Below are 19,729 nucleotides of genomic sequence, written 5' to 3' on the forward strand. Positions count from 1 at the left end.
ACGTGCCCGTCGCGCGCAGATCGTCCGAACACTGGCCGTTTCTCCGTTCAATTCTGTCCTGCATGGCGGATTCTTAGATTTCGACATGCTCCGATTAACCGCACTTTCAGACGTCCGGGATGTACTGGCCGTGGGTGGACCTTGCGGACTTTGGAACGGGCATGGCGGGCGTACCGTCGCTGATCGTCGAACTGGAGCAGACGCTGAGCAGTGGCTCGAGCGTGCAGCGCGCCGATATTCTGCGTCGGGTCAGCGACCTGTTCCTGATGAACGTCGAGAGCTACAGCGACGACCATGTCGCGGTGTTCGACGACGTGATGTGCCACCTGATCGACAAGATCGAGCGGGACGCGCTGATCCGGCTGAGCAAGCAGCTCGCCCCGGCCGCCAATGCGCCGGTGCGCACCGTCCATCGGCTCGCCGAAGACGACGACATCGAGATCTCCAGGCCGCTGATCGAGCGCTCGAAGATCCTCTCCGACGACTTCCTGGTCGAGCTGGCGCTGACCAAGAGCCAGGCCCATCTCGCCGCCATCGCGGGCCGCGAGACATTGCCCGAGAAGGTCACCGACGTGCTGGTCGAGCGCGGCGACGACGAGGTCACCCTCAAGGTCACGGGGAACCACGGCGCCCGGTTCTCCCGGCCCGGCTTCATGAAGGTCGCCGAGAAGGCGCAGTCGGATGGCCGCCTCGCAGAGCGGTTCATCAGCCGCACCGACGTTCCGACCGACGTGTTCCAGCATCTGCTCCGCAAGGCGACCGAGGTCGTCAAGAACCGGCTGCTCAAGAACGCCGACCACGACATGCGGGTGACGATCACCCGCACGCTCGCCGACATTGCCACCGAGGTGGCGCGCGAGCGGGCCGAGGTCGACAAGAGCTCGTATTCGGCCGGCACCGTGATGAGCATCGACCCGGGGCGCCTCAAGGCGCGGATCGGCGAGCTCGCCCAGGCCGGCAAGCGCACCGAGACCATCGAGGCGATGGCGGCGCTGAGCAAGCTGCCGATCTCGACCGTGAAGAACGTGATGCGCCAGGGCGCCACCGATGGGCTGTTGATCCTGTGCAAGTCGATCGCGCTCGGCTGGCCGGACGTGAAGCGGGTGCTGGCGACGGTCGGTGGCATCGAGTCGGACGCCGAGACCAAGAAGGCGTTCGAGCGCTATCTCGGTCTGACCGCCGAGACGGCCAACCGGGTGCTGCGCTTCGTCAAGTCGTGCAAGGCGATCTCCAAGGCCGATTTCCAGCGCATGCTGTGATAGAAGAAGCAGCTCGCGCACCCGCTCGACCGTGCTGGCCGCTTTCGCCATGACGCTGTATTTCGCGTACGGATCCAACATGAGCCGGGCGCTGATGCGCCGGCGCTGCCCCGCCGCCCGCGAGCTCGGGTCGGCGGTGCTGGACGGCTTCCGCCTTCTCATCAACGACGACGGCTACGCGACCGTGGTGCCGTCTGCGGGCGGCCGGGTGGAGGGCGTGCTGTGGCGCCTGTCGCCGCGCGACCGCGCCGCCCTCAACGCCTATGAGCGCACCGATATCGGCCTCTACCGGGCCGTGCCAATGGCCGTCCGGGCCGGTGTCGCGCGGGTGCGGGCGCTCGTCTATGTCGCCCGGTCGCGCCGGGAGGGGCGGCCGCGTCCCGGCTACCATGCGCTGGTCGTCGAGGCCGCCCGCGCCGCCGGCCTGCCGGCGCCGTATGTGCGAACGCTCGTTCGGCTCGCGCCCGGCGGATTTTGCGGGGTGCGGCCGCGCGAGATCGGGGAGATCGCGTGAGCGGGGCTTCGACCGTCGTGCGCCACCTCTTGGTCCGCGGCCGGGTGCAGGGGGTCGGCTATCGCGGCTGGGCCGACGCCGAGGCGCGTCAGCGCGGTCTCGACGGCTGGGTGCGCAACCGGGTCGGCGGCGCCGTCGAGATTCTTGTCGCGGGGCCGCCGGACCTGGTCGCCGATTTCATCACGGCCTGCCGACGCGGTCCCTGGCGGGCCCGGGTGGACGACATCGCGGTCGCCGAGGCGACCACCCGGGAGTTGGACCAGCGCCGCCCGGGAGAGAGCTTTTCGGTGCTGTCGACCGTGTGAGCAAATCGCCTGGTCATTCCGGGACGCACGCGCGAGCGTGCGGATCCGGAATCCAGACGCGAGCACGGCATCCTGGGTTGGATTCCGGGTTCGCGGCTTCGCCGCGCCCCGGAATGACCGCGGCGTTTCCTCAATCGCCGTCCGTCTGTGCGCCCGCCGAAGGCTCCGGCGGCGGGCCTGGCAGGCGCCGCACGGGCCCGAACTGCGCCTCGAACTCCGCCTTCAGGAGCGAATCGACCTCGGGCATGTCGACCAGGTGGCCGAGGTCCCACAGGCTGGTGACGCCGAAGCGCGGGTCGGCGATGCCGCAGGGCACGATCCCGGAGAAATGGCCGAGGTCGGGATCGACGTTGAGGCTGATGCCGTGCAGGCTCACCCAGCGCTTCAGCCGCACGCCGATCGCGGCGATCTTGTCCTCGCGGCCGTCGCCGCGCTCGGGTCGCGCCACCCAGACGCCGACCCGGCCGTCGCGTCGCTCGCCCCGGATGTTGAGGCGCCCCAGCGTGCCGATGATCCAGGCCTCGAGCGTCGAGACGAACCAGCGCACGTCGGGCTTGCGGCGGCGCAGGTCCAGCATCGCATAGGCGACCCGCTGGCCCGGCCCGTGATAGGTGAACTGGCCGCCGCGTCCGGCCGAGAAGACCGGGAAGCGCGCGTCCAAAAGATCCTCGGCGCGCGCGCTGGTGCCGGCCGTGTAGAGGGGCGGGTGCTCGAGCAGCCAGACGAGCTCCGGCGCCGTGCCGGCCGCGATCGCGGCGACGCGCGCCTCCATGACGGCGAGCGCCTCCGGATAGCCCACGGGCTGGTCCGAGACCCGCCATTCGACGGGCGGGAACGCGGCAGCGGCGCGGGTCGCGTCAGCGCCGAGCGCGTCAGCGCCGAGCGAGCCGGTCGGCGGCACCGTGATGACAGGGGCGTTAATCACTTCCTAACCATACCCATGCTGTGTTGGTCCGCAACGGACGACGTCCAGGGAAAGTCATCACAGTGGCCACGCTCAACAGTGTTTCGCTCGACATCGCCGTCGTGCTCGGCTCCACTGTGATGCCGGTGCACCAGGTTCTGCGGCTCGGCCGCGGCGCCATCATCGAGCTGGACACCCGCGAGAACGACGCCGTGCGTATCCTGGTCAACAATCACCCGGTCGCCGAAGGCGCCGTGGTGGTGAGCGGCAGCCGCATCGGGGTCGAGGTGCGCCGCATGCTGCCGCGCGCGCCAGAGTATCGCTGAGGCCCGGCTCGCTTCCATCCCTGTGCGATTCGTCGAGCAGAGGCTGTGTCCCGGCTCGGCATCGCTTTGGTCCGCTCGTCTCCGCGAAAGGCGGGGACCCGGCAGCCACGAACGGATCTGGAGGCCCGCTTGGGCGGGAACGTGCGGAGGGGGCGGCTCTCCGGCACGACGACCATCATGCCGGGTGCGCCGGCATTGCCGACGCGGTCCCGAAAGAAGCGACGATATCGTCGTCTTTTCAGAAGGATGCTTCGCCTTGTTGAAGCCGGCCATGAAGCCGGCAGCGAAGTAATTGGTGCGGTCGAGAGGACTCGAACCTCCACGGGTCGCCCCACTAGCACCTCAAGCTAGCGCGTCTACCAGTTCCGCCACGACCGCATCGGGGATCGATGCCGGCCGTGGACGGCACAGGCATCGAAGCGACGGCGAGGGTGTAACAAATCGATGATGCGGCGACAAGACCGCCGGCGGCCAGGCGGCGGGTTTTCCCGACCGGGTCCGGTATGCCGCAGCGGGGCCTTGCTCGCGACCGTCCCGGCCGGCGGTCGACGCGGCCGTCGTCGACCGGGGAGCCCGCGGCCCGGTCGCACTGCTCGCCGAAGACGCGCCGGGATTGCCGCTTCGGCGCGCTCCGGAATGACGGCGACCTGATCAGCCGGATTTCGGATCAGTCATCTGTCCGGGCTGAGCAGGATGGGCCGCGCATCCATCAACTGACCGGAACGACCGTTGTTTCGGTTGGATGGATTGCCGGGTTAAGCCCGGCGACGCCGCCGAGAGGCGTACGGCCGCAAACGAACATGGCCGGAGAGAGCCGGCCATGACGACGAAAAACAGGTCGTTTCGTGAGGCGAGGGGCCTCACCCCGATCCTTACTGCGAGCCGCCCAGTCCGGGCAGGCTCGAGGTCGAGAAGGGCCAGCGGCCGAGCAGGCCGGGACGGCGGATCGCGCCGGTCGATTCGCCGGCGGCCGGCGGGATCGGCGCCGGTGGCTGCAGGGTCGTCCCCGCGGCCGGAGCCGGCGCGATCGAGATCGGCGCCGAGGTGTGCGGGGCCGAGATCGGGGTGGGCGCCGGGCGCGGCATCGGGGCCGGCTTGAGGGCGGCGACGCGCGGTCCGGCCGCCGCCTTTGGTTCGGCCGGAGTAAAGATCGGCAGCGCCGGCAGCGCGGCGGCGTGGCCGGCGGTGCCGAGGATCGAGCTCGCCGGGGCAAAATCGTTGTCGCGGCCGAAGCTGCCCATGCTCGGCACCGGCAGAACGATCGGCAGCGTCACGGCGCGGCCGCTGGCCTCGTCGTCGGAGTGGCGCGGCCACACCGGCTCGGGCGGCAGCGGCACGGCGTTCCCATGGGCCCGGTAGCTGCGCAGGCGCGAGCGTGCCAGCACGGGCGAGGGGCCGAGCGCATCGACCACGCCGACGCTCTGCGGGTCGTAGGTCGGCAGGATCGGGTCGTCGAGCAACATCTCGATGGTGAATTGCGGAGTCGGCCAGCCGGCGCCGGCCGTCTGGCCGCGCACCAGCCACTGCTCCGGCGAGGTCGCGGTCTTCGGCTGGTCGACGCTCCCCGGCACCACGTGGACGATCTTGTAGCCGCGTGCCTTCAACTCCTTGAGGAGCCCGGGCAGCGCCAGCACGGTGGCGGGCTGGATGTCGTGCAGCAGCAGCATGCCGCGGCCGCGCGCCTCGATGCGCTGCAGGGCGCGGTGCATCACCTCGCTGGCCGGGATGTGCTTCCAGTCGTCGGCCGGGAAGTCGGCGCTCCAGGTCATCAGGCCGCGGGAGGCGAGCAGGCGCTCGACCTCGTCACGCCGCAACAGGCCGGGGACGCGGAAGAACGGCGCTACCGCGGCGCGGTCGCCGAGCGCGGCGCCGACCGAGGCGATGCCGCCCTCGATCTCCTGCTCGGCCTGGGCGATCGGCATCTTGTGGAAGGTCAGCGGGTGGCTGAAGCTGTGCGTGCCGATGGTGTGGCCCGCCGCCTGGATCTTGCGCACCGAGTCCGGATAGGCGCGGGCCATCTTGCCGACCAGGAAATACGTCACCTTCACGCATTCGGAGGCGAGGATGTCGAGCGCCCGGGTGGTGTAGGGCGGCAGCGGCCCGTCGTCGAAGGTGATCACCACCTCCTTGGGCCCGAGCGGCAGCGTCTCGCGATACTGCATCATGCCGAGCCGCATGTGCTCGGCCGGATCGATCACCAAGGTCCGGCTGGTGCCCAGCGCGTTCGGGTTGCCGGGGCAATCGGCTTGCGTCGTCGGGCCGGCCGCGGCCGCCGGGCCGGTCGCGAAAAGCGCGAGCAGCGACAGCACCATCGACGAGGCCGACAGCTTCGCCAGGGCCCGCTTCGACCCTGCCGGCCTCGAAACGGCCAAACTCGGAACCACGACGCGCAACGGGCGCATGATCCTGCCCCTTCCCCCGATCAGTCGGACGGCAAACGTTTTTTTCCCACAGCCACGTGGAATTGGTAACCGCCGAATGGGTAAAATATCGTGTACAGGTGATGAAATAGTGGCCGCGTGCCTATCGGGCATCAGCTCTGTCCGCGGCGGCCGTCCGGGACCGCGGCGGAACCATGTGCACGACCTTGAAACCCCGCGATTTCAAGGCTCTGAGGAAAGCGGGCAGCATCTGCACGGTCTGCTGCCTGGTATCGTGGAAAAGTAAAATACCACCATGGGTCGCCTCCAGGCGGGCCATCACCAGGTCGAGCTGCTGGCCGGGCGCCATGTCGTTCCAGTCGCTCGCCCACAGATCGGCGCCGAACACCGCGATGCCGCGCTGCTCCAGCCGCTGCAGCAGGGCCGGGGTCGCGGCGAAGCCGGGGAAGCGGAAGAACGGCGTGGTCGGCCGGTCGGTGGGCTGTCCGTGCAGCACCGTCTCGACGGCGGCGAAGCCGTGGTCGATCTCGCGCTCGGCGGCGGCCGGCGACATGCGGTCGAGCAGCGGGTGGTCGAAGGTGTGGTGGGCCAGCGTGTGGCCGTCGGCGACGATGCGCCGGAGCAGGGCCGGGTAGGTCTGCGCCTGGCGGCCGAGCACGAAGAAGCTCGCCCGCACGCACTCGCGCGAGAGGGCGTCGAGCACCTTCTCGGTGCGGCCGGCCCGCGGCCCGTCGTCGAAGGTGAGCACCACCTCCATGTCGGCGAGCGGCAGGGTCTGCGGAAAATGCTTGCGGCCGACGCGCGGATAGGTCGCCGGATCGACGGTGAGGACGCGGGCGGTGCCGAGCGCATCGGCGCGGCCCGGGCAGGCGTCCGCGGCCTGCGCGATCGCCGGCCGCGACGCGAACGCGCCGGCCAGAAGGAGGAGCACCAGGACGTGACGAATCACTCGCATCTCCTCCGCGTCTCGCGGCGTCCGCGTCGCGCCGGATCCCGTGCCGGAACCCGTCCGGGACGTCGCCGCAGCGCCGCTGTCTTGGCGTCTCGTCGCACCGTCATAATGGCGTCGCGAGGGATTTGCCACCTCTCCAACCCGCGCGTACAAGCCGAACCGGTCGCGCGCCCCGTTTCTGCGCGTGCGGCGCGATCGCGAGACCCCTGATGCTGGACCAGCCCGAGACGACGACCGAGGCCGGTGCGGCGGCCACATTGCGCGACGAGGACGGCGCCATCCGCGACGACGTCGTGGCACGGGTGCGCGAGGCGATCGAGAGCGTGGACGCCGCGGCGCTGCACGCCCTCGTCGGCGATCTCCACGAGGCCGATGTCGGCGATCTGCTGGAGGCGCTCGATCCCGAGCTGCGGCCGCGCCTGATCGGCCTGATGGGCGCCGATTTCGACTTCACGGCGCTGGTCGAGGTCGACGACACGGTCCGCGAGGAGATCCTCGACGAGCTGCCGCCGCAGACCGTCGTCGAGGGCGTGCGCGATCTCGACAGCGACGATGCCGTCTACATCCTCGAGGACCTGCCCGAGAAGGAGCAGGCCGAGATCCTCGAGCAGCTTCCCTCGCTCGACCAGGTCGCGCTGAGGCGCAGCCTGCAGTACCCGGACGACTCCGCCGGGCGGCGCATGCAGTCGGAATACGTGGCCGTGCCGCCGACCTGGACGGTCGGCCACACCATCGACTACCTGCGCGAGAACGAGGAGCTGCCCGAACGCTTCTTCGAGCTCTACGTGGTCGACGGCGACTACAAGCTGCTCGGCGCCGTCGCGCTCGACCTGCTGCTGCGCACGCGGCGGCCGACGCGGGTCTCCGAGCTGATGGACGCCGGCCGTCGCCGCGTGCTGGCGACGGCCGATCAGGAGGAGGTGGCGCGGCTGTTCGAGCGCTACAATCTGATCGCGCTGCCGGTGGTCGACGAGGCCGACCGGCTCGCCGGCGTCATCACGGTCGACGACGTGGTCGACGTGATCGAGGAGGAGGCCGAGAAGGACATCAAGGCGCTCGGCGGCGTCACCGGCGACGAGGAACTGTCGGACTCGGTCTGGACTATCGCGCGCGGCCGCTTCAACTGGCTCCTGGTCAATCTCGCCACCGCGTTTCTCGCCTCCTCGGTGCTCGGCCTGTTCGAGGGCGAGCTGCAGAAGATGGTGGCGCTCGCGGTGCTCGCCCCGATCGTCGCCAGCCAGGGCGGCAATGCCGCGACCCAGACCATGACGATCGCGGTGCGGGCGCTGGCGACCCGCGAGCTGCACGACGGCAACGCCATGCGGATCGTGCTGCGCGAGCTGCTGGTCGGGCTGGTCAACGGCCTCGCCTTCGCGGTCATCACCGGCATCGCCGCCGCCGCCTGGTTCCGCACCGCGGATCTCGGCATCGTCATCGGGCTCGCGATGGTCTGCAACCTGGTGGCGGCGGCGCTCGGAGGAATTCTCGTGCCGCTTGTCATCGAGCGTTTCCGTCTCGATCCCGCCGTCTCGTCGGGTGTGTTCGTCACGACCATCACGGATGTCGTCGGCTTTTTCTCTTTCCTCGGCATCGCGAGCCTTTGGTTCGGCCTGCACTGATCAGAAGAGCTCCGCCGCGGTCATTCCAATCGTCTGAAATGATCACCAATAGGGCCTATGCTGACTAAGTCTTAACTCGCCGTCTGTTAGGATTGTGGGTCTGAACGACCGCGAAGGTGGTTTTATGGGTTCCGCTGGCGGCAGCGGCGAAAACGTTTCGGACCGTTCGAACCAGCGCGCCGCCGGAGAGGCGGAGCGGGGAACGGCGCCACGTGCCTGGGCGCGGGCGGCGCGGCCGGTATCCGGATCCCTTCTGGCGCTGGCCGCTGCGCTGGCCTGCGGGCTCGTCTCGGTCGGTGCGGTGCTCTATCTGGTCGCCGGGCCCGACGAGAGCGTGGCGATCGAGCGGACGCGGGCCGGCGTGTCCCGGGCCTTCGGCGAGTTCCGTACCGTGTTCGGCGACCACGCGCTGCGCCGTGCCCAGTCTATTTCGGCGTCCGGGGCTTCCGACGTGCTGCCGCTCGACATCGAACGGCAGCTCGCGCCGACCGGCCTGCCGCGCTTCCATCACCGCGCCGCCTATCTGATCCGCAACGACGGCTCGCTGGCCGCCTCCTATCCGTCGGAGCTGCGCCGGGTGCCGGCCGCGCTGACACCCGTGGTCGAGACCTTCCGGGCGGAAACCCGGCCGTCGCGCCCCGGCTCGCGCGCCGAGGTCGCCCTGGTCGACCGGACCGTGCCGGTCCACACCGAGATCGTCCTCATCGAGCAGCAGCCCGCCGTCGCGGCCGTCGCTCGGGTCGGGCGCGGCACTGCCGGCGGCACGCCGTCGCTCACGCTGGTGCTGGTGGCCCCGATGGACGAGACCCTGGTCTCCGGGGTGGGCGAGACCGCCGGGGTGCGCAGCCTGCGTTTCGAGACCGAACCGGGCGCGGTGCGCGGCCCACTGCATTCGCAGACGGATTCGCGCGGCCGCATCATCGGCTGGTTCGGCTGGGAGGCGCCCGTCGAAACCGGCGCACCCGGCTGGTTGTGGCTGCTTCCGGCCCTCGGCGGGTTGGCCTTCCTCGGCTTCGCCGGCCTGTCGCTCTATCAGATCCGCCGTGCCGCCGGCGGGCTCGAGCAGATCGAGGTCGAGCTGCGCCGCATCGCCCAGGAGGACCCTCTTACCGGCATGCCGAACCGGCGCAAGATCATCGCGCTGCTGGGGCACGCCCTGAAGGCGCGCGAACCGGACCAGAGCGTCGTCTTCGCCTGCATCGACCTCGATTCGTTCAAGGAGGTGAACGAGGTTCTCGGCCACGACATCGGCGACCGGCTGATCGCCGAGGCGTCCGATCGGCTGCGTGCCGCGCTGCCGGAGGGCGCCGAGATCGGCCGCATCGACGGCGACGAGTTCGCCGCCGTGATGACGGTGCGGAACGGCGCTGCCGCCGTCGAGGCGGCCAACGCCTGCGCCCACAGCCTCGCTGCGCCGTTCCACATCCGCGGACAGCTCGTCCGCGTCACCGCCAGCGTCGGTCTGGCACTGGCGCCGCGCGACGGCGACAGCCCGCACGAGCTGATCCGCCGCGCCGACCTCGCCGCCCGCGCCGCCAAGAAGGTCGGCCGCGGCCGCGTCCTCGCCTTCCATCACGGGCTCGAGGAGGAGATCAACGAGCGCCGCTTCATCGAGCAGGAGCTGCGCCGCGCGCTCGCCCAGGGCGGGCTGTCGGTCTACTACCAGCCGATCGTCGCCGGCGACGGACTGCGCATGGTCGGCGCCGAGGCGCTGCTGCGCTGGCGCCATGAGCTGCGCGGCAACATCCCGCCGAGCGTCTTCGTCGCGGTCGCCGAGCAGGCCGGCCTGATGATCGAGCTGGGCGACTTCGTCCTCAAGCGGGCGCTCGCCGACGCCCACGACTGGCCAGAGCTGTTCATCGCCATCAACCTGTCGCCTATCCAGGTGCGCGACCGCGGGTTGTTGCGCTCGGTGTCGAGCGCGCTCGCCGAGAGCGGGATCGAGCCGTCGCGGGTGGTGCTGGAGATCACCGAGGGCGTCCTCATCGACAATCCCGAGGAGGCCAAGCAGCGGCTCAAGGAGCTGCGCGCCCTCGGCGTGAAGATCGCGCTCGACGATTTCGGCTCGGGCTATTCGAGCCTCAGCTATCTGCGCCGGCTGCCGATCGACAAGCTGAAGATCGACCGCGAGTTCGTCGCGCCGCTCGGCCGCTCCGCCAATGGCGGCGTGATCCTGCAGGCGATCGTCGCGCTCGGGCGCGCGCTGGGCTTGAGCGTGCTGGCCGAGGGCGTCGAGACCGAGGAGCAGCGGCTGTTGCTGCGGCTCGCCGGCTGCGACGAGATGCAGGGCTTTCTGTTCGCCCGGCCGATGCCGGCCGAGGCCTTCTTGGAGATCACCCGCCGCGGCAGCTCCGGGACTTCGGACGAGGCCAACGAGAGTGACGAGGGCGACGACCTCGCCAACGGCGTGGATCCTTGACCGGGCCGCGTGTGTTCCCCGACGGCAGGTCGGCTCGCGGTCGTATCGCACCCCGGCGAGCGGAAGGGTGACGCGGCGCCGGGCGGCGCCGCGCCGCCTCATTCTCAGAAGATGTTCAGGAACACGATGTAGAGGGTCGCCGACAGCGTGATGGCGGCCGGCAGGGTCAACACCCAGGCGAGCAGCAGGTTGCGCACCGTCGCCATCTGCAGGCCGGAGCCGTTGGCCGCCATCGTTCCGGCGACGCCGGAGGACAGCACATGGGTGGTCGACACCGGCAGGCCGAACATGTCGGCTGCCGCGATGGTGCCGGCCGCCACCAGCTCGGCCGAGGCGCCCTGCGCATAGGTGAGGTGGCTCTTGCCGATCTTCTCGCCGACCGTCACGACGATGCGCTTCCAGCCGATCATGGTGCCGAGCCCGAGCGCGATCGCCACCGCCACCTTGACCCAGAGCGGGATGAACTTGGTCGCGTCGTCGAGGGACTTCTTGTAGGCGTTGAGGGTCGCGACCTCCTGCTTGGAGAGATCGTTCTCCTTGTCCTTCATCAGGAACCGGATCGCCTCCGAGGCCAGATACATGTCGTTGCGGGTGTTGCCGACCGCCTCGGCCGGCACCTTGGCGATCGAGCCGTAGGTCTCCACCTGCTGGCTGATCTCGCGCACCAGCACGGCGAGCGATGGATAGGTACCCTCGTTGATCTTGCGCTGGGCGACGAAGAGCGTCACGGCCGGGCGCGGATTGCCGAGAACGCTGTGGCCGGCCGCCTTGGACTGGATGACGGCCGCAGCCGCCGCCGAGGTGGTGCGGAACTCGACCATCTGGCTCGCCGGCATGGCGCGGTTGAGCGCGTAGGCGGTCGGGATCGTGCCGATCAGGATCAGCATGATCAGGCCCATGCCCTTCTGCCCGTCGTTGGAGCCGTGCGCGAAGCTCACCCCGGTGCAGGTGAAGATCAGGATGCCGCGGATCCACCAGGGCGGCGGGGCGGCGCCCTTCGGCTCGGCATAGAGGCTCGGGTTGCGGACGACGAATTTGAGGACCAGCAGCAGCAGCCCCGCCATGACGAAGCCGAACAGCGGCGACAGCAGCAGCGACCAGCCGATCTCGGTCGCCTTGGTCCAGTCGACCCCCGAGGTGCCGTCCTGGCCGCGGGCCAGCGCATTGGCGATGCCGACCCCGATGATCGAGCCGATCAGGGTGTGCGAGCTCGATGCCGGCAGGCCGAGCCACCAGGTTCCGAGGTTCCAGATGATGGCGGCGATCAACAGGGCGAACACCATGGCGAAGCCGGCGCTGCTGCCGACCTGCAGGATCAGCTCGACCGGCAACAGCGACACGATGCCGAAGGCCACGGCGCCGGACGACAGCAGCACGCCGAGAAAGTTGAAGGCGCCCGACCACACGACCGCGACGTTTGCCGGCATCGAATGCGTGTAGATCACGGTCGCCACCGCATTGGCGGTGTCGTGGAAGCCGTTGACGAACTCGAAGCCGAGGGCGATCAGCAGGGCGACGATGAGCAGCAGATAGGGCAGGTAGGTGGTGGTTTGGGTGCCGGACTCGCCGACGTCGACATAAAGGCTGTAGGCGACGAACAGGAGGCCGGCCGCGAGCGCCCCGAAGAACAGGATCGCCGTGAGCGGGTTGAAGCCGCTGTCCAGCTTCGGCTTGACGGTGGTTTTCGGGAGGTCGGATGTACCCGAGAGTGCGAGATCGGCCATGTCGGTCCTCTGCTGCAGAATGGTTAACCCATTCTGGCGGGATCGCTTTGCACTTCCGTGACAGTCCGTTTTTCGGTGATATCCGCTTGGCGATGTCACGATGCTACCGGCAAGGGGCTTTGCGGCTGCGCGCCGATCTGCTCTCCTTCGCCCAAGGGGAAGCGCCGGCTTCCCCCCGGCCGCGACGCCGTCGCCAGGGGTCGTCCCGGGACGGTGCCCCGACGACGGCCGGTCGCTGACATCCAGGGAGTGAAAGCATGCAGGTCGTCGAAGCCAACGGGGCGCGCATTCCAGCCATCGGGCTCGGGACCATGACGCTCAAGGGCGATGTCTGTGTCGAGATCGTCTCCGCCGCGCTCGGATTGGGCTATCGGCACCTCGACACGGCGCAGATGTACGGCAACGAGGCGGAGGTCGGGCAGGGCCTGAAGGCCTCCGGGCTGAAGCGCGAGGACGTCTTTCTCACCACCAAGGTCTGGCACAGCAATCTCGCTCCCGGCGATTTCGAGCGCTCGTTCGACGAGAGCCTGAAGAAGCTCGACCAGTCCTATGTCGACCTCCTGCTGATCCACTGGCCGAACGCCAATGTGTCGCTCGCCGGCACCATGGCGTCGCTGTGCAAGGCGGCGGCCGACCGGCGCGCCCGCCATGTCGGCATCGCCAACTTCACCATGCCGATGATCGAGGAGGCGGTGCGGCTCGCGACCGTGCCGCTGGTCACCAACCAGATCGAGGTGCACCCCTATATCGACCAGCGCCGCGTGATCGACACCTGTCGCAGGCACGGACTGGCGGTGACGGCCTATTGCCCGCTGGCGCGCGGCGGCGTCCCGTCGGACGAGACGCTGCAGCGGATCGGCGCGGCGCACGGCAAGAGCGCCTCGCAGGTGGCGCTGCGCTGGCTGGTGCAGCAGGGGATCATCCCGATCCCGCGCACCGCGAGCCGGGCGCGGCTGCCCGAGAACCTCGCGGTGTTCGATTTCACCCTGAGCGACGGCGAGATGGCCGAGATCGCCGCGCTGCGCAAGCCGAACGGCCGTCTGGTGAGCCCGCCCCATGCGCCTCAATGGGATGCCGCCTGATCGGCGCGCCCAGGACGTTCGCGGCGGGTGCACCAGCGGATCCTGGCGCAGGTGGCCTCGCCGGAAGGAAGGTACGGAATGGAGTTCGTCTCTGCCAACGGGGCCACCATCCCGGCCGTCGGTCTCGGCACCTGGGAGCTGAAGGGCCGAAGCTGCGCACGCACGGTCGAGCAGGCCCTGCGGGCCGGCTACAAGCTGATCGACACGGCCGAGGTCTACGAGAACGAGCGCGAGGTCGGCGACGGCATCCGCTCTTCCGGGCTGCGTCGCGCCGAGGTCTTCGTCACCACCAAGATCTGGCCCGATCATCTCGCTCCGCGCGAGCTGGAGCGCGCCACCAAGGCGAGCCTGGCGCGGCTGCGCCTGTCCGAGGTCGACCTCCTGCTGGTGCACTGGCCGAACCCGCGCATCTCGCTCGCCGAGACCATCGGGGCGCTGTGCAAGATGAAGCAGGTCGGCTTCGCCCGGAACATCGGCGTGTCGAACTTCACGGTGGCGCTGCTCGACGAGGCCGTGAAGCACGCGAGCGAACCGCTGGTCGTCAACCAGATCGAATGGCACCCGCATCTCGACCAGTCCAAGGTGGTGGCCGCCTGCCGGCGCCACGACATGGCCGTCGTCGCCTACAGCCCGATGGGGCGCGGCGCCGTCTTGTCCGATCAGGTGATGCGCGACGTCGCGGCGGCGCACGGCAAGTCGCCCGCCCAGGTGAGCCTGCGCTTCATCGTCCAGGAGGGCGGCGTCGTCATCCCGCGCACGGCCCGGCTCGACCGGCTGACCGAGAACCTGGACATCTTCGACTTTGTCCTGACGGACGACGAGATGGCGGCGATTCGCGCGCTCGCCCGTCCGGGCGGCCGCATCGTCGACTGGAGCGGGGCGCCGAAATGGGACTGATGGCGTCCGGCCGGGACGACGCGGGCGGTGCGAGCAGACAAACGCCAGCGTGGAGCCGAGCCGTGAAGACCCTGATCGCGGTCTCGATCCCTCCGGGCCTCATGGTGAGGAGCGCTCCCCAGGAGCGCGTCTCGAACTATGGGGCCGCCCCCGCCCTTCGAGACGCGGCCTGCGGCCGCTCCTCAGGACGAGGGCGGTGGCCGGCGGCGGGATCGCGGCCGAGCCGATGACCGGGACCGACGAGACCGCCCTGGTGCTGTTCTCCGGCGGGCAGGATTCGACCGTCTGCCTCGCCTGGGCGCTGGCGCGCTTTTCGCGGGTCGAGACCATCGGCTTCGCCTATGGCCAGCGCCACGCCGTCGAGCTCGATGTCCGCCCGCGCGTGCGCGAAAAGATTGCGGCGCTCGACCCCGTTTGGGCCGAGCGGCTCGGCGAGGACCACATGGTCCCGCTCGACGGGCTCGCCGCCATCTCGGAGACGGCGCTGACCCGCGAGACCGCGATCGAGATTTCCACCGACGGCCTGCCGACCACCTTCGTGCCCGGCCGCAACCTGGTGTTCCTCGCCTTCGCGGGGGCGCTGGCCTATCGGCGGGGCGCCCGCCACCTCGTCGCCGGCATGTGCGAGACCGACTATTCGGGCTATCCGGACTGCCGCGACGACACCATCAAGGCCATGCAGCTCGCGCTCAATCTGGGGATGGCGCGCCGCTTCGTCCTCCACACCCCGCTGATGTGGATCGACAAGGCCGCGACCTTCGCGCTGGCCGAGCAACTCGGCGGGCAGCCCTTCGTCGACGTGCTTCTCGAAGACACCCACACCTGCTATGTCGGCGACCGCTCGGTCCGCCACCCCTGGGGCTATGGCTGCGGCACCTGCCCGGCCTGCCGGTTGCGGGCCGATGGTTTCGAAAGATGGATGTCCAGCCGTTGACGCCGTTCACCCCCGATCTCCGCCGCCGTACCGAAGGCCTTGTCTTCCTTGCGCTCTTCGCGTTGACGATTCCGCTCGCCAACTGGCTGATCCAGCACGCCGGAACGACCTGCGTGCCGCACGGGCCGTGCCTGGTGCCGGTGCTGCCGGGCCTTTCCGCGCCCTCCGGCGTGCTGATGGTCGGCGTCGCCCTGGTGCTGCGCGACCTCGTCCAGCGCCGCCTCGGCGTCCTCGTCTCGGTCGTCGCCGTGCTGATCGGGGCGCTGCTGTCGGCCCTGCTGGCGCCGCCCGCCCTGGTGATCGCCTCGGCCGCGGCGTTCCTCGTCTCCGAGATGGCCGACCTCGCCGTCTACACGCCGCTCGCGCGGCGCCGCATGGTCACGGCCGTGATCGCCTCCGGCCTCGTCGGCCTCGTCGTCGACTCGCTCCTGTTCCTCTGGCTCGCCTTCGGCTCGCTCGATTTCCTGGCCGGCCAGGTGGTCGGCAAGGCCTGGATGGTGCTGCTGTCGATCCCGTTCGTGATCTGGCTGCGCCGGCGCGACGAGCGCCTCGGCCTCTCGCCGGCGTGAGGCTTCCGGCCGCCATTCCGGGGCGCACCACCCGGATCGGCGCTACGCGCCGTCCGAGTGCAGGCTCCGGTGCGAACCCGGAATCCAGCGGCAGGCTCCGGGATCGCGTCTGGATTCCGGCTGCGGCGGCGTCGCCATCTTCCCGGACGACGTCATCGTGGTGGACGAGGACGGCGCCGTGGTGATCCCCAAGGAGCTGGTCGAGCTCGTCGCCCACGAGGGCGCCGAGCACGAGCTCCACGAGAGCTGGGTGTTCACCGAGGTGGAGCGCGGCGTGCGGCTGCCGGGCCTCTCTCCGCCCGACGGCGAGGCCGAGGCCCGCTACGGCGCCTGGCGATCGCGCGCCTGCTGAACGATCACGCGGCCGGCCGGCCGGCGGCGCCGAGCGAGGAGGGGGCCATGTTCTTCCCGGTGTCGAAGCTCCTGGGCTTCTTCGCCCTGCCGTCGAACCTCGTGGTCGTGCTCGGCCTGGTCGGTGTCGTGCTGCTGGCGACGCGCTGGCAGCACACGGGGCGCCGGCTCGTGGTGGCGAGCCTGCTGCTCGTCGCCGCGCTCGGCTGGTCGCCGGTCGGCAACGCGCTTCTGGTGCCGCTCGAGGGGCGCTTTCCGCAAGCAACGGATACGGGCGAGGTCGCCGGCATCGTCGTGCTGGGCGGCAGCGTCTCGCCCGACGTCGCCGAGGCGCGCGACACCGTGGTGCTCAACGAGGCGGCCGAGCGGCTCACCGCCACGGCCGCGCTGGCGCTTCGGCATCCCGGCGCCCGCATCGTCCATTCGGGCGGCGATGCCGGCTTCCTGCTCGCCGAGGGCAACGAGTCGACCGTGGCGCTGCGCCTGCTCGCCGATCTCGGCGTGCCGCGCCAACATCTGATCGCCGAGGATCGCTCGCGCAACACGGTGGAGAACGCGGTGCTCTCCAAAGCGATCGCCCAACCGAAGCCGGGCGAGCGCTGGCTCTTGGTCACCTCGGCCTATCACATGCCGCGCGCCATCGGCGTGTTCCGCAAGGCGGGGTTCGATGTCGAGCCTTACCCGGTCGATTTTCGCACCCGCGGCGCAAGCGATGCCTTACGGCCGTTCCCGTCGGTCGGCGACGGGCTGCGGCGCACCGACACGGCTTTATAACTAGTTGTTTTCGTTGATATTTTCGGCGTCGCTCCCGCACTTTTGGGGGGGTGCGGGAATAGCGCGGGCGGATCCGGACAGCCCGAGGCGCTCGCGATCGGCGCTACGGGTATAGTGGTTGGCCATCTTTTCAGTAGTCCAGCCGCAGGCTGCCTGCAGCTCACTGGTGGTCGCGCCTCCATTAGCTAGATGCGCAGCATACCATTTGCGGAGTCCGTGCGCGGACTTCTCAACGCCCGCATCTCGGCAGGCTTTGGTAAAGCGGTTGCCTGCCCCAATCCTAGACATAGTCTCGCCATGTAGCCCGGCGAAAAAGCTCTCTTTACCCAAGGGGCCGGCTGCCAAGGTCTCGGCCAAGGCCGGGTGTAGGTTAATTGTAACGTCCTCGTGAGTTTTTATTGTCGTGAGTCGAATCACGCCCCCTTGGACGTGTTGCGGCCCGAATAGCACCGCATCGGAGCGCCGGAACCCGGTGTATCGGAGGATGTCAAAGAGTACGCGCTCTCGGGTGCCGAGCGGCCAGTGCTTCGCAAAGGCCGCCACCTCGTCATCCGTCCACGCGGGGAATCCGCCCTTGCGAGTCGAGGGGGGCGCCACCACGCCCGCGGTGGGGTTAACGACGAGGTGCTCCGCGTCGATCGCCCATTTGAACAGGCCGCGCATCGCGTTGAGATAGTGGCGGCCTGCCGATGGGCCTCGCCGGTCACGACCAGCCACGACCTCTTTGCGCCCGATTGACTTGGCCGGGTGGTGCCCGGCAGAGTCGACGACGTGCTGCAGCACCAGCCCATATTTCTGGCGAGTGACGGGTTCTAGGTTTGTCCAGGCGGGCGCCTCGCGGTAAAGGCCGATCAGCCACGCGAGCGACCCCGGCGTCACTGATCGCTTGCCGCGGGCGGAGGGTGCCGGGGTACCCGCCATGGCGGCTTGGTATTCGGCCTTAAACTCCGGGGTTCCGAATTCAGCACGGAGGCGAATCCGGGCGCCCCTATCGGGGCGCACGTACCATACGGTTCGGCCGTGGCGGGTGGTTTCTTTGTGCAGATTAGGCGATCGAGGACGGGGCATGCCCTTACTATAGTACGATCGGCCCGAGATCGTCCACGGGCGGCGCTGCCGCTGGGCCGGCTGTCAGCATGATTTCGATCGTGCCGTCCGGCCGCACCAGCACGGACCCCGCGCCCGTCTGCATCGCCGCCCGCAGCGCGCGGGCGACGTCGGCTTGCGTGACCTTGGCCGGGGTGCGGCTCACTCGGCGGTCCGGACCACGACGCCGGCCTCCCTATAGAGCGTCATTGCCGCCATGAAGCTGTCGCCCCACCGGGTCCACTGCTCATCAGAATAGGTCGGCGCGACCACGCGGACGATCCCGGCCTGGATGACGTGGGCGGCGCACCGGGCGCAGGACAAGAACGGGTGGACGTAAAGCGTGCAGCCCCGCACCGGCCCGGAGGCCGACAGGATCGCGTTCATTTCGGCGTGAACCACCCGCTCCAGCTTCGCGTCCCGGTCCGCGTAGAGCCGCGGATCATCATCGCACCCACGGGGGAATCCATTGTATCCGAGGCCGGCGATCGTGCGATCCGGCCGGACGAGCACGGCGCCGCACTTCGTGCTCGGATCCTTTGACCAGCCCGCGACGTGCGCCGCGAGCGCGAGGAATCGGGCGTCCCAATCGTGCGTCATCGGACGGCCTTCCGCTCAAGGCACGCGCGAGCGCGCCGGATGAAATCGCTGTCCGCGCCGTTCGCGCGGGCGAGATCCTCGGCCGCCGACTGAGATCCGACCTCGGCGACGAAGGCGCGTACCGCGGTGCAGAACTGACTCGGCGGCACGATCGGGGCCGCCGCGAGGCTGGCCACGACGAGCAGGACCGGGGTCATGGCACCCTCCAGGCGATCACGCCGGCTGTCGATCGCACACGCTCGCGGACGCGGCGCCCGTCGTTGCCCGAGATCATTCGGATCCGGCCGCCCTCCACGGCCGTGACGACGCCCACGTGGTGGGGCCACACGGCGATGACGCCCGGCGCCGGGCCGGCAGCCGGACGACCATAGCTCGCATACGCGCGAGCGACCGGGGAGCCGGGCGCGTGGCCGGCGCTGCGCAGCGCCATGTCGAGCATGCGCCCGCACCACACGCGCGCCCACCCGGTCGGATTGCTGCCGAGGTGCCGGCGCATCGCGTCGACCACCCCCAGCCCCGTGCCGTAGGCGGCGCCGCCGGTGGTGGTATCGAACGAGCGCGGCGCGTGCGCATGGTGCCGGTGGTGGATGTGGTGCGCATGGTGCCGGGGCCGAGCGTCCACGGGCGTGGCGGCGAGCACGGTGGCCGCAAAGGTGGCGGCGAGGATCATTCGCATGTCGGGGCTCCGGTGTTGGGATTGCCGGCGACCGGCCGGGGCTGTGCGATGAGGGTGCGCAGGATGGCGGCGCTCTCGGGGGTGACCTCGTATCCCCACCCCCACACCGTCGTGATCGTGCAGCCCTCGGGGAGCTTCTTTCGAATCTTGCACACCATCACGTCCACGATCTTGGGGTCGGGCAGATCGTCCGCATCGATCCGGCTGCGATACATGGCGGCGTGAAGTTGCTGCTTCGTCGCTGATAGTTCCTTCGCCAGCGTCGCGACGATCGGGGCTTCGGTGCGAGTGAAGCCGCGAGGGTCGATATACGAGTGCGCCGACGCGTAGAGCGCCGCCGACAGTTCGGTCACCCGA

22 protein-coding genes and 1 tRNA gene are annotated in these 19,729 nt (G+C 69.6%); 12 read left to right on the forward strand and 11 right to left on the reverse strand.

The annotated features are described in order from the left end of the window. Positions 1-161 precede the first annotated feature (161 nt). Genes HXX10_RS07240 through HXX10_RS07250 form a run of 3 tightly spaced genes read left to right on the forward strand, consistent with a single transcriptional unit; the run spans position 162 to position 2,078 of the window. Positions 162-1,259 carry a DUF2336 domain-containing protein gene (locus HXX10_RS07240; protein WP_296521149.1) on the forward strand — a complete coding sequence of 366 codons (1,098 nt, stop codon included), beginning with the start codon at positions 162-164 and terminating at the stop codon, positions 1,257-1,259. Between the two features lie 49 nt (positions 1,260-1,308). Further along, complete coding sequence (locus HXX10_RS07245; RefSeq protein ID WP_296521151.1) at positions 1,309-1,773, forward strand: gamma-glutamylcyclotransferase family protein; 465 nt, start codon at positions 1,309-1,311, stop codon at positions 1,771-1,773. After that, entirely contained in the window at positions 1,770-2,078 is a 309-nt protein-coding gene (locus HXX10_RS07250) for an acylphosphatase (protein ID WP_296521153.1), read from the forward strand. The genes HXX10_RS07245 and HXX10_RS07250 overlap by 4 nt, the downstream gene beginning before the upstream one ends. Positions 2,079-2,208: 130 nt before the next feature. Here HXX10_RS07250 and lipB read toward each other — a convergent pair whose 3' ends face one another. Then, entirely contained in the window at positions 2,209-2,985 is a 777-nt protein-coding gene (gene lipB, locus HXX10_RS07255) for a lipoyl(octanoyl) transferase LipB (protein ID WP_367141940.1), read from the reverse strand. An 80-nt stretch (positions 2,986-3,065) separates the two neighbouring features. On the opposite strand from lipB, the gene HXX10_RS07260 reads away from it, so the two are divergent. After that, positions 3,066-3,308, forward strand: coding sequence for a FliM/FliN family flagellar motor switch protein (locus tag HXX10_RS07260; protein ID WP_296521155.1), 243 nt, complete (start codon positions 3,066-3,068; stop codon positions 3,306-3,308). Positions 3,309-3,601: 293 nt separating this feature from the next. Here the strand turns inward: HXX10_RS07260 and HXX10_RS07265 are convergent. The 3 genes from HXX10_RS07265 to HXX10_RS07275 form a co-directional block, all read right to left on the reverse strand. Continuing rightward, positions 3,602-3,686: transfer RNA gene (locus HXX10_RS07265), tRNA-Leu, on the reverse strand. Between the two features lie 494 nt (positions 3,687-4,180). Next, positions 4,181-5,710: a polysaccharide deacetylase family protein gene (locus tag HXX10_RS07270; protein WP_296521157.1), complete on the reverse strand. Its 1,530-nt coding sequence runs from the start codon at positions 5,708-5,710 to the stop codon at positions 4,181-4,183. Positions 5,711-5,831: 121 nt separating this feature from the next. After that, positions 5,832-6,638 carry a polysaccharide deacetylase family protein gene (locus tag HXX10_RS07275; protein WP_367141938.1) on the reverse strand — a complete coding sequence of 269 codons (807 nt, stop codon included), beginning with the start codon at positions 6,636-6,638 and terminating at the stop codon, positions 5,832-5,834. Between the two features lie 212 nt (positions 6,639-6,850). Between HXX10_RS07275 and mgtE the strand changes: the two genes are divergently transcribed. Further along, positions 6,851-8,260 carry a magnesium transporter gene (mgtE, locus tag HXX10_RS07280; protein ID WP_296521159.1) on the forward strand — a complete coding sequence of 470 codons (1,410 nt, stop codon included), beginning with the start codon at positions 6,851-6,853 and terminating at the stop codon, positions 8,258-8,260. A gap of 124 nt (positions 8,261-8,384) precedes the next feature. Continuing rightward, entirely contained in the window at positions 8,385-10,679 is a 2,295-nt protein-coding gene (locus HXX10_RS07285; protein WP_296521161.1) for a bifunctional diguanylate cyclase/phosphodiesterase, read from the forward strand. Between the two features lie 104 nt (positions 10,680-10,783). Here HXX10_RS07285 and HXX10_RS07290 read toward each other — a convergent pair whose 3' ends face one another. Beyond that, the gene (locus HXX10_RS07290) at positions 10,784-12,403 is read right to left on the reverse strand and encodes an inorganic phosphate transporter (protein WP_296521162.1); all 1,620 of its coding nucleotides are present in this window, start codon (positions 12,401-12,403) and stop codon (positions 10,784-10,786) included. A 257-nt stretch (positions 12,404-12,660) separates the two neighbouring features. Between HXX10_RS07290 and HXX10_RS07295 the strand changes: the two genes are divergently transcribed. The 6 genes from HXX10_RS07295 (at position 12,661) to HXX10_RS07320 (ending at position 17,010) form a co-directional block, all read left to right on the forward strand. After that, positions 12,661-13,485, forward strand: a complete 825-nt coding sequence (locus tag HXX10_RS07295; RefSeq protein ID WP_296521164.1) for an aldo/keto reductase — start codon at positions 12,661-12,663, stop codon at positions 13,483-13,485. A gap of 78 nt (positions 13,486-13,563) precedes the next feature. Next, the gene (locus HXX10_RS07300) at positions 13,564-14,382 is read left to right on the forward strand and encodes an aldo/keto reductase (RefSeq protein WP_296521167.1); all 819 of its coding nucleotides are present in this window, start codon (positions 13,564-13,566) and stop codon (positions 14,380-14,382) included. A gap of 226 nt (positions 14,383-14,608) precedes the next feature. Further along, positions 14,609-15,316 carry a 7-cyano-7-deazaguanine synthase QueC gene (gene queC, locus HXX10_RS07305; protein ID WP_296521465.1) on the forward strand — a complete coding sequence of 236 codons (708 nt, stop codon included), beginning with the start codon at positions 14,609-14,611 and terminating at the stop codon, positions 15,314-15,316. After that, positions 15,313-15,885, forward strand: coding sequence for a VUT family protein (locus tag HXX10_RS07310; RefSeq protein WP_296521169.1), 573 nt, complete (start codon positions 15,313-15,315; stop codon positions 15,883-15,885). The genes queC and HXX10_RS07310 overlap by 4 nt, the downstream gene beginning before the upstream one ends. Positions 15,886-16,042: 157 nt before the next feature. After that, positions 16,043-16,237: a hypothetical protein gene (locus tag HXX10_RS07315; RefSeq protein WP_296521170.1), complete on the forward strand. Its 195-nt coding sequence runs from the start codon at positions 16,043-16,045 to the stop codon at positions 16,235-16,237. Between the two features lie 47 nt (positions 16,238-16,284). Then, positions 16,285-17,010, forward strand: a complete 726-nt coding sequence (locus HXX10_RS07320; RefSeq protein WP_296521172.1) for a YdcF family protein — start codon at positions 16,285-16,287, stop codon at positions 17,008-17,010. Here the strand turns inward: HXX10_RS07320 and HXX10_RS07325 are convergent, their stop codons facing one another. The 6 genes from HXX10_RS07325 to HXX10_RS07350 all read right to left on the reverse strand — a co-directional run bounded on the left by HXX10_RS07325 (position 17,011) and on the right by HXX10_RS07350 (position 19,725). After that, positions 17,011-17,931: a tyrosine-type recombinase/integrase gene (locus HXX10_RS07325; RefSeq protein WP_296521174.1), complete on the reverse strand. Its 921-nt coding sequence runs from the start codon at positions 17,929-17,931 to the stop codon at positions 17,011-17,013. A 154-nt stretch (positions 17,932-18,085) separates the two neighbouring features. Further along, positions 18,086-18,262: a hypothetical protein gene (locus tag HXX10_RS07330; RefSeq protein WP_296521176.1), complete on the reverse strand. Its 177-nt coding sequence runs from the start codon at positions 18,260-18,262 to the stop codon at positions 18,086-18,088. Then, complete coding sequence (locus HXX10_RS07335) at positions 18,259-18,696, reverse strand: deaminase (protein WP_296521179.1); 438 nt, start codon at positions 18,694-18,696, stop codon at positions 18,259-18,261. Before HXX10_RS07335 ends, HXX10_RS07330 begins: the two co-directional genes overlap by 4 nt. Beyond that, positions 18,693-18,893 carry a hypothetical protein gene (locus tag HXX10_RS07340; protein ID WP_296521180.1) on the reverse strand — a complete coding sequence of 67 codons (201 nt, stop codon included), beginning with the start codon at positions 18,891-18,893 and terminating at the stop codon, positions 18,693-18,695. The genes HXX10_RS07335 and HXX10_RS07340 overlap by 4 nt, the downstream gene beginning before the upstream one ends. Then, complete coding sequence (locus HXX10_RS07345) at positions 18,890-19,372, reverse strand: TIGR02594 family protein (protein ID WP_296521181.1); 483 nt, start codon at positions 19,370-19,372, stop codon at positions 18,890-18,892. The genes HXX10_RS07340 and HXX10_RS07345 overlap by 4 nt, the downstream gene beginning before the upstream one ends. Then, a complete protein-coding gene (locus HXX10_RS07350; RefSeq protein ID WP_296521183.1) occupies positions 19,363-19,725 on the reverse strand; it encodes a helix-turn-helix domain-containing protein in 363 nt (120 codons plus the stop codon). The genes HXX10_RS07345 and HXX10_RS07350 overlap by 10 nt, the downstream gene beginning before the upstream one ends. Positions 19,726-19,729 lie beyond the last annotated feature (4 nt).

The sequence above is a fragment of the Rhodoplanes sp. genome, assembly GCF_013377085.1.
In the GTDB taxonomy this organism is placed as follows: domain Bacteria; phylum Pseudomonadota; class Alphaproteobacteria; order Rhizobiales; family Xanthobacteraceae; genus Rhodoplanes.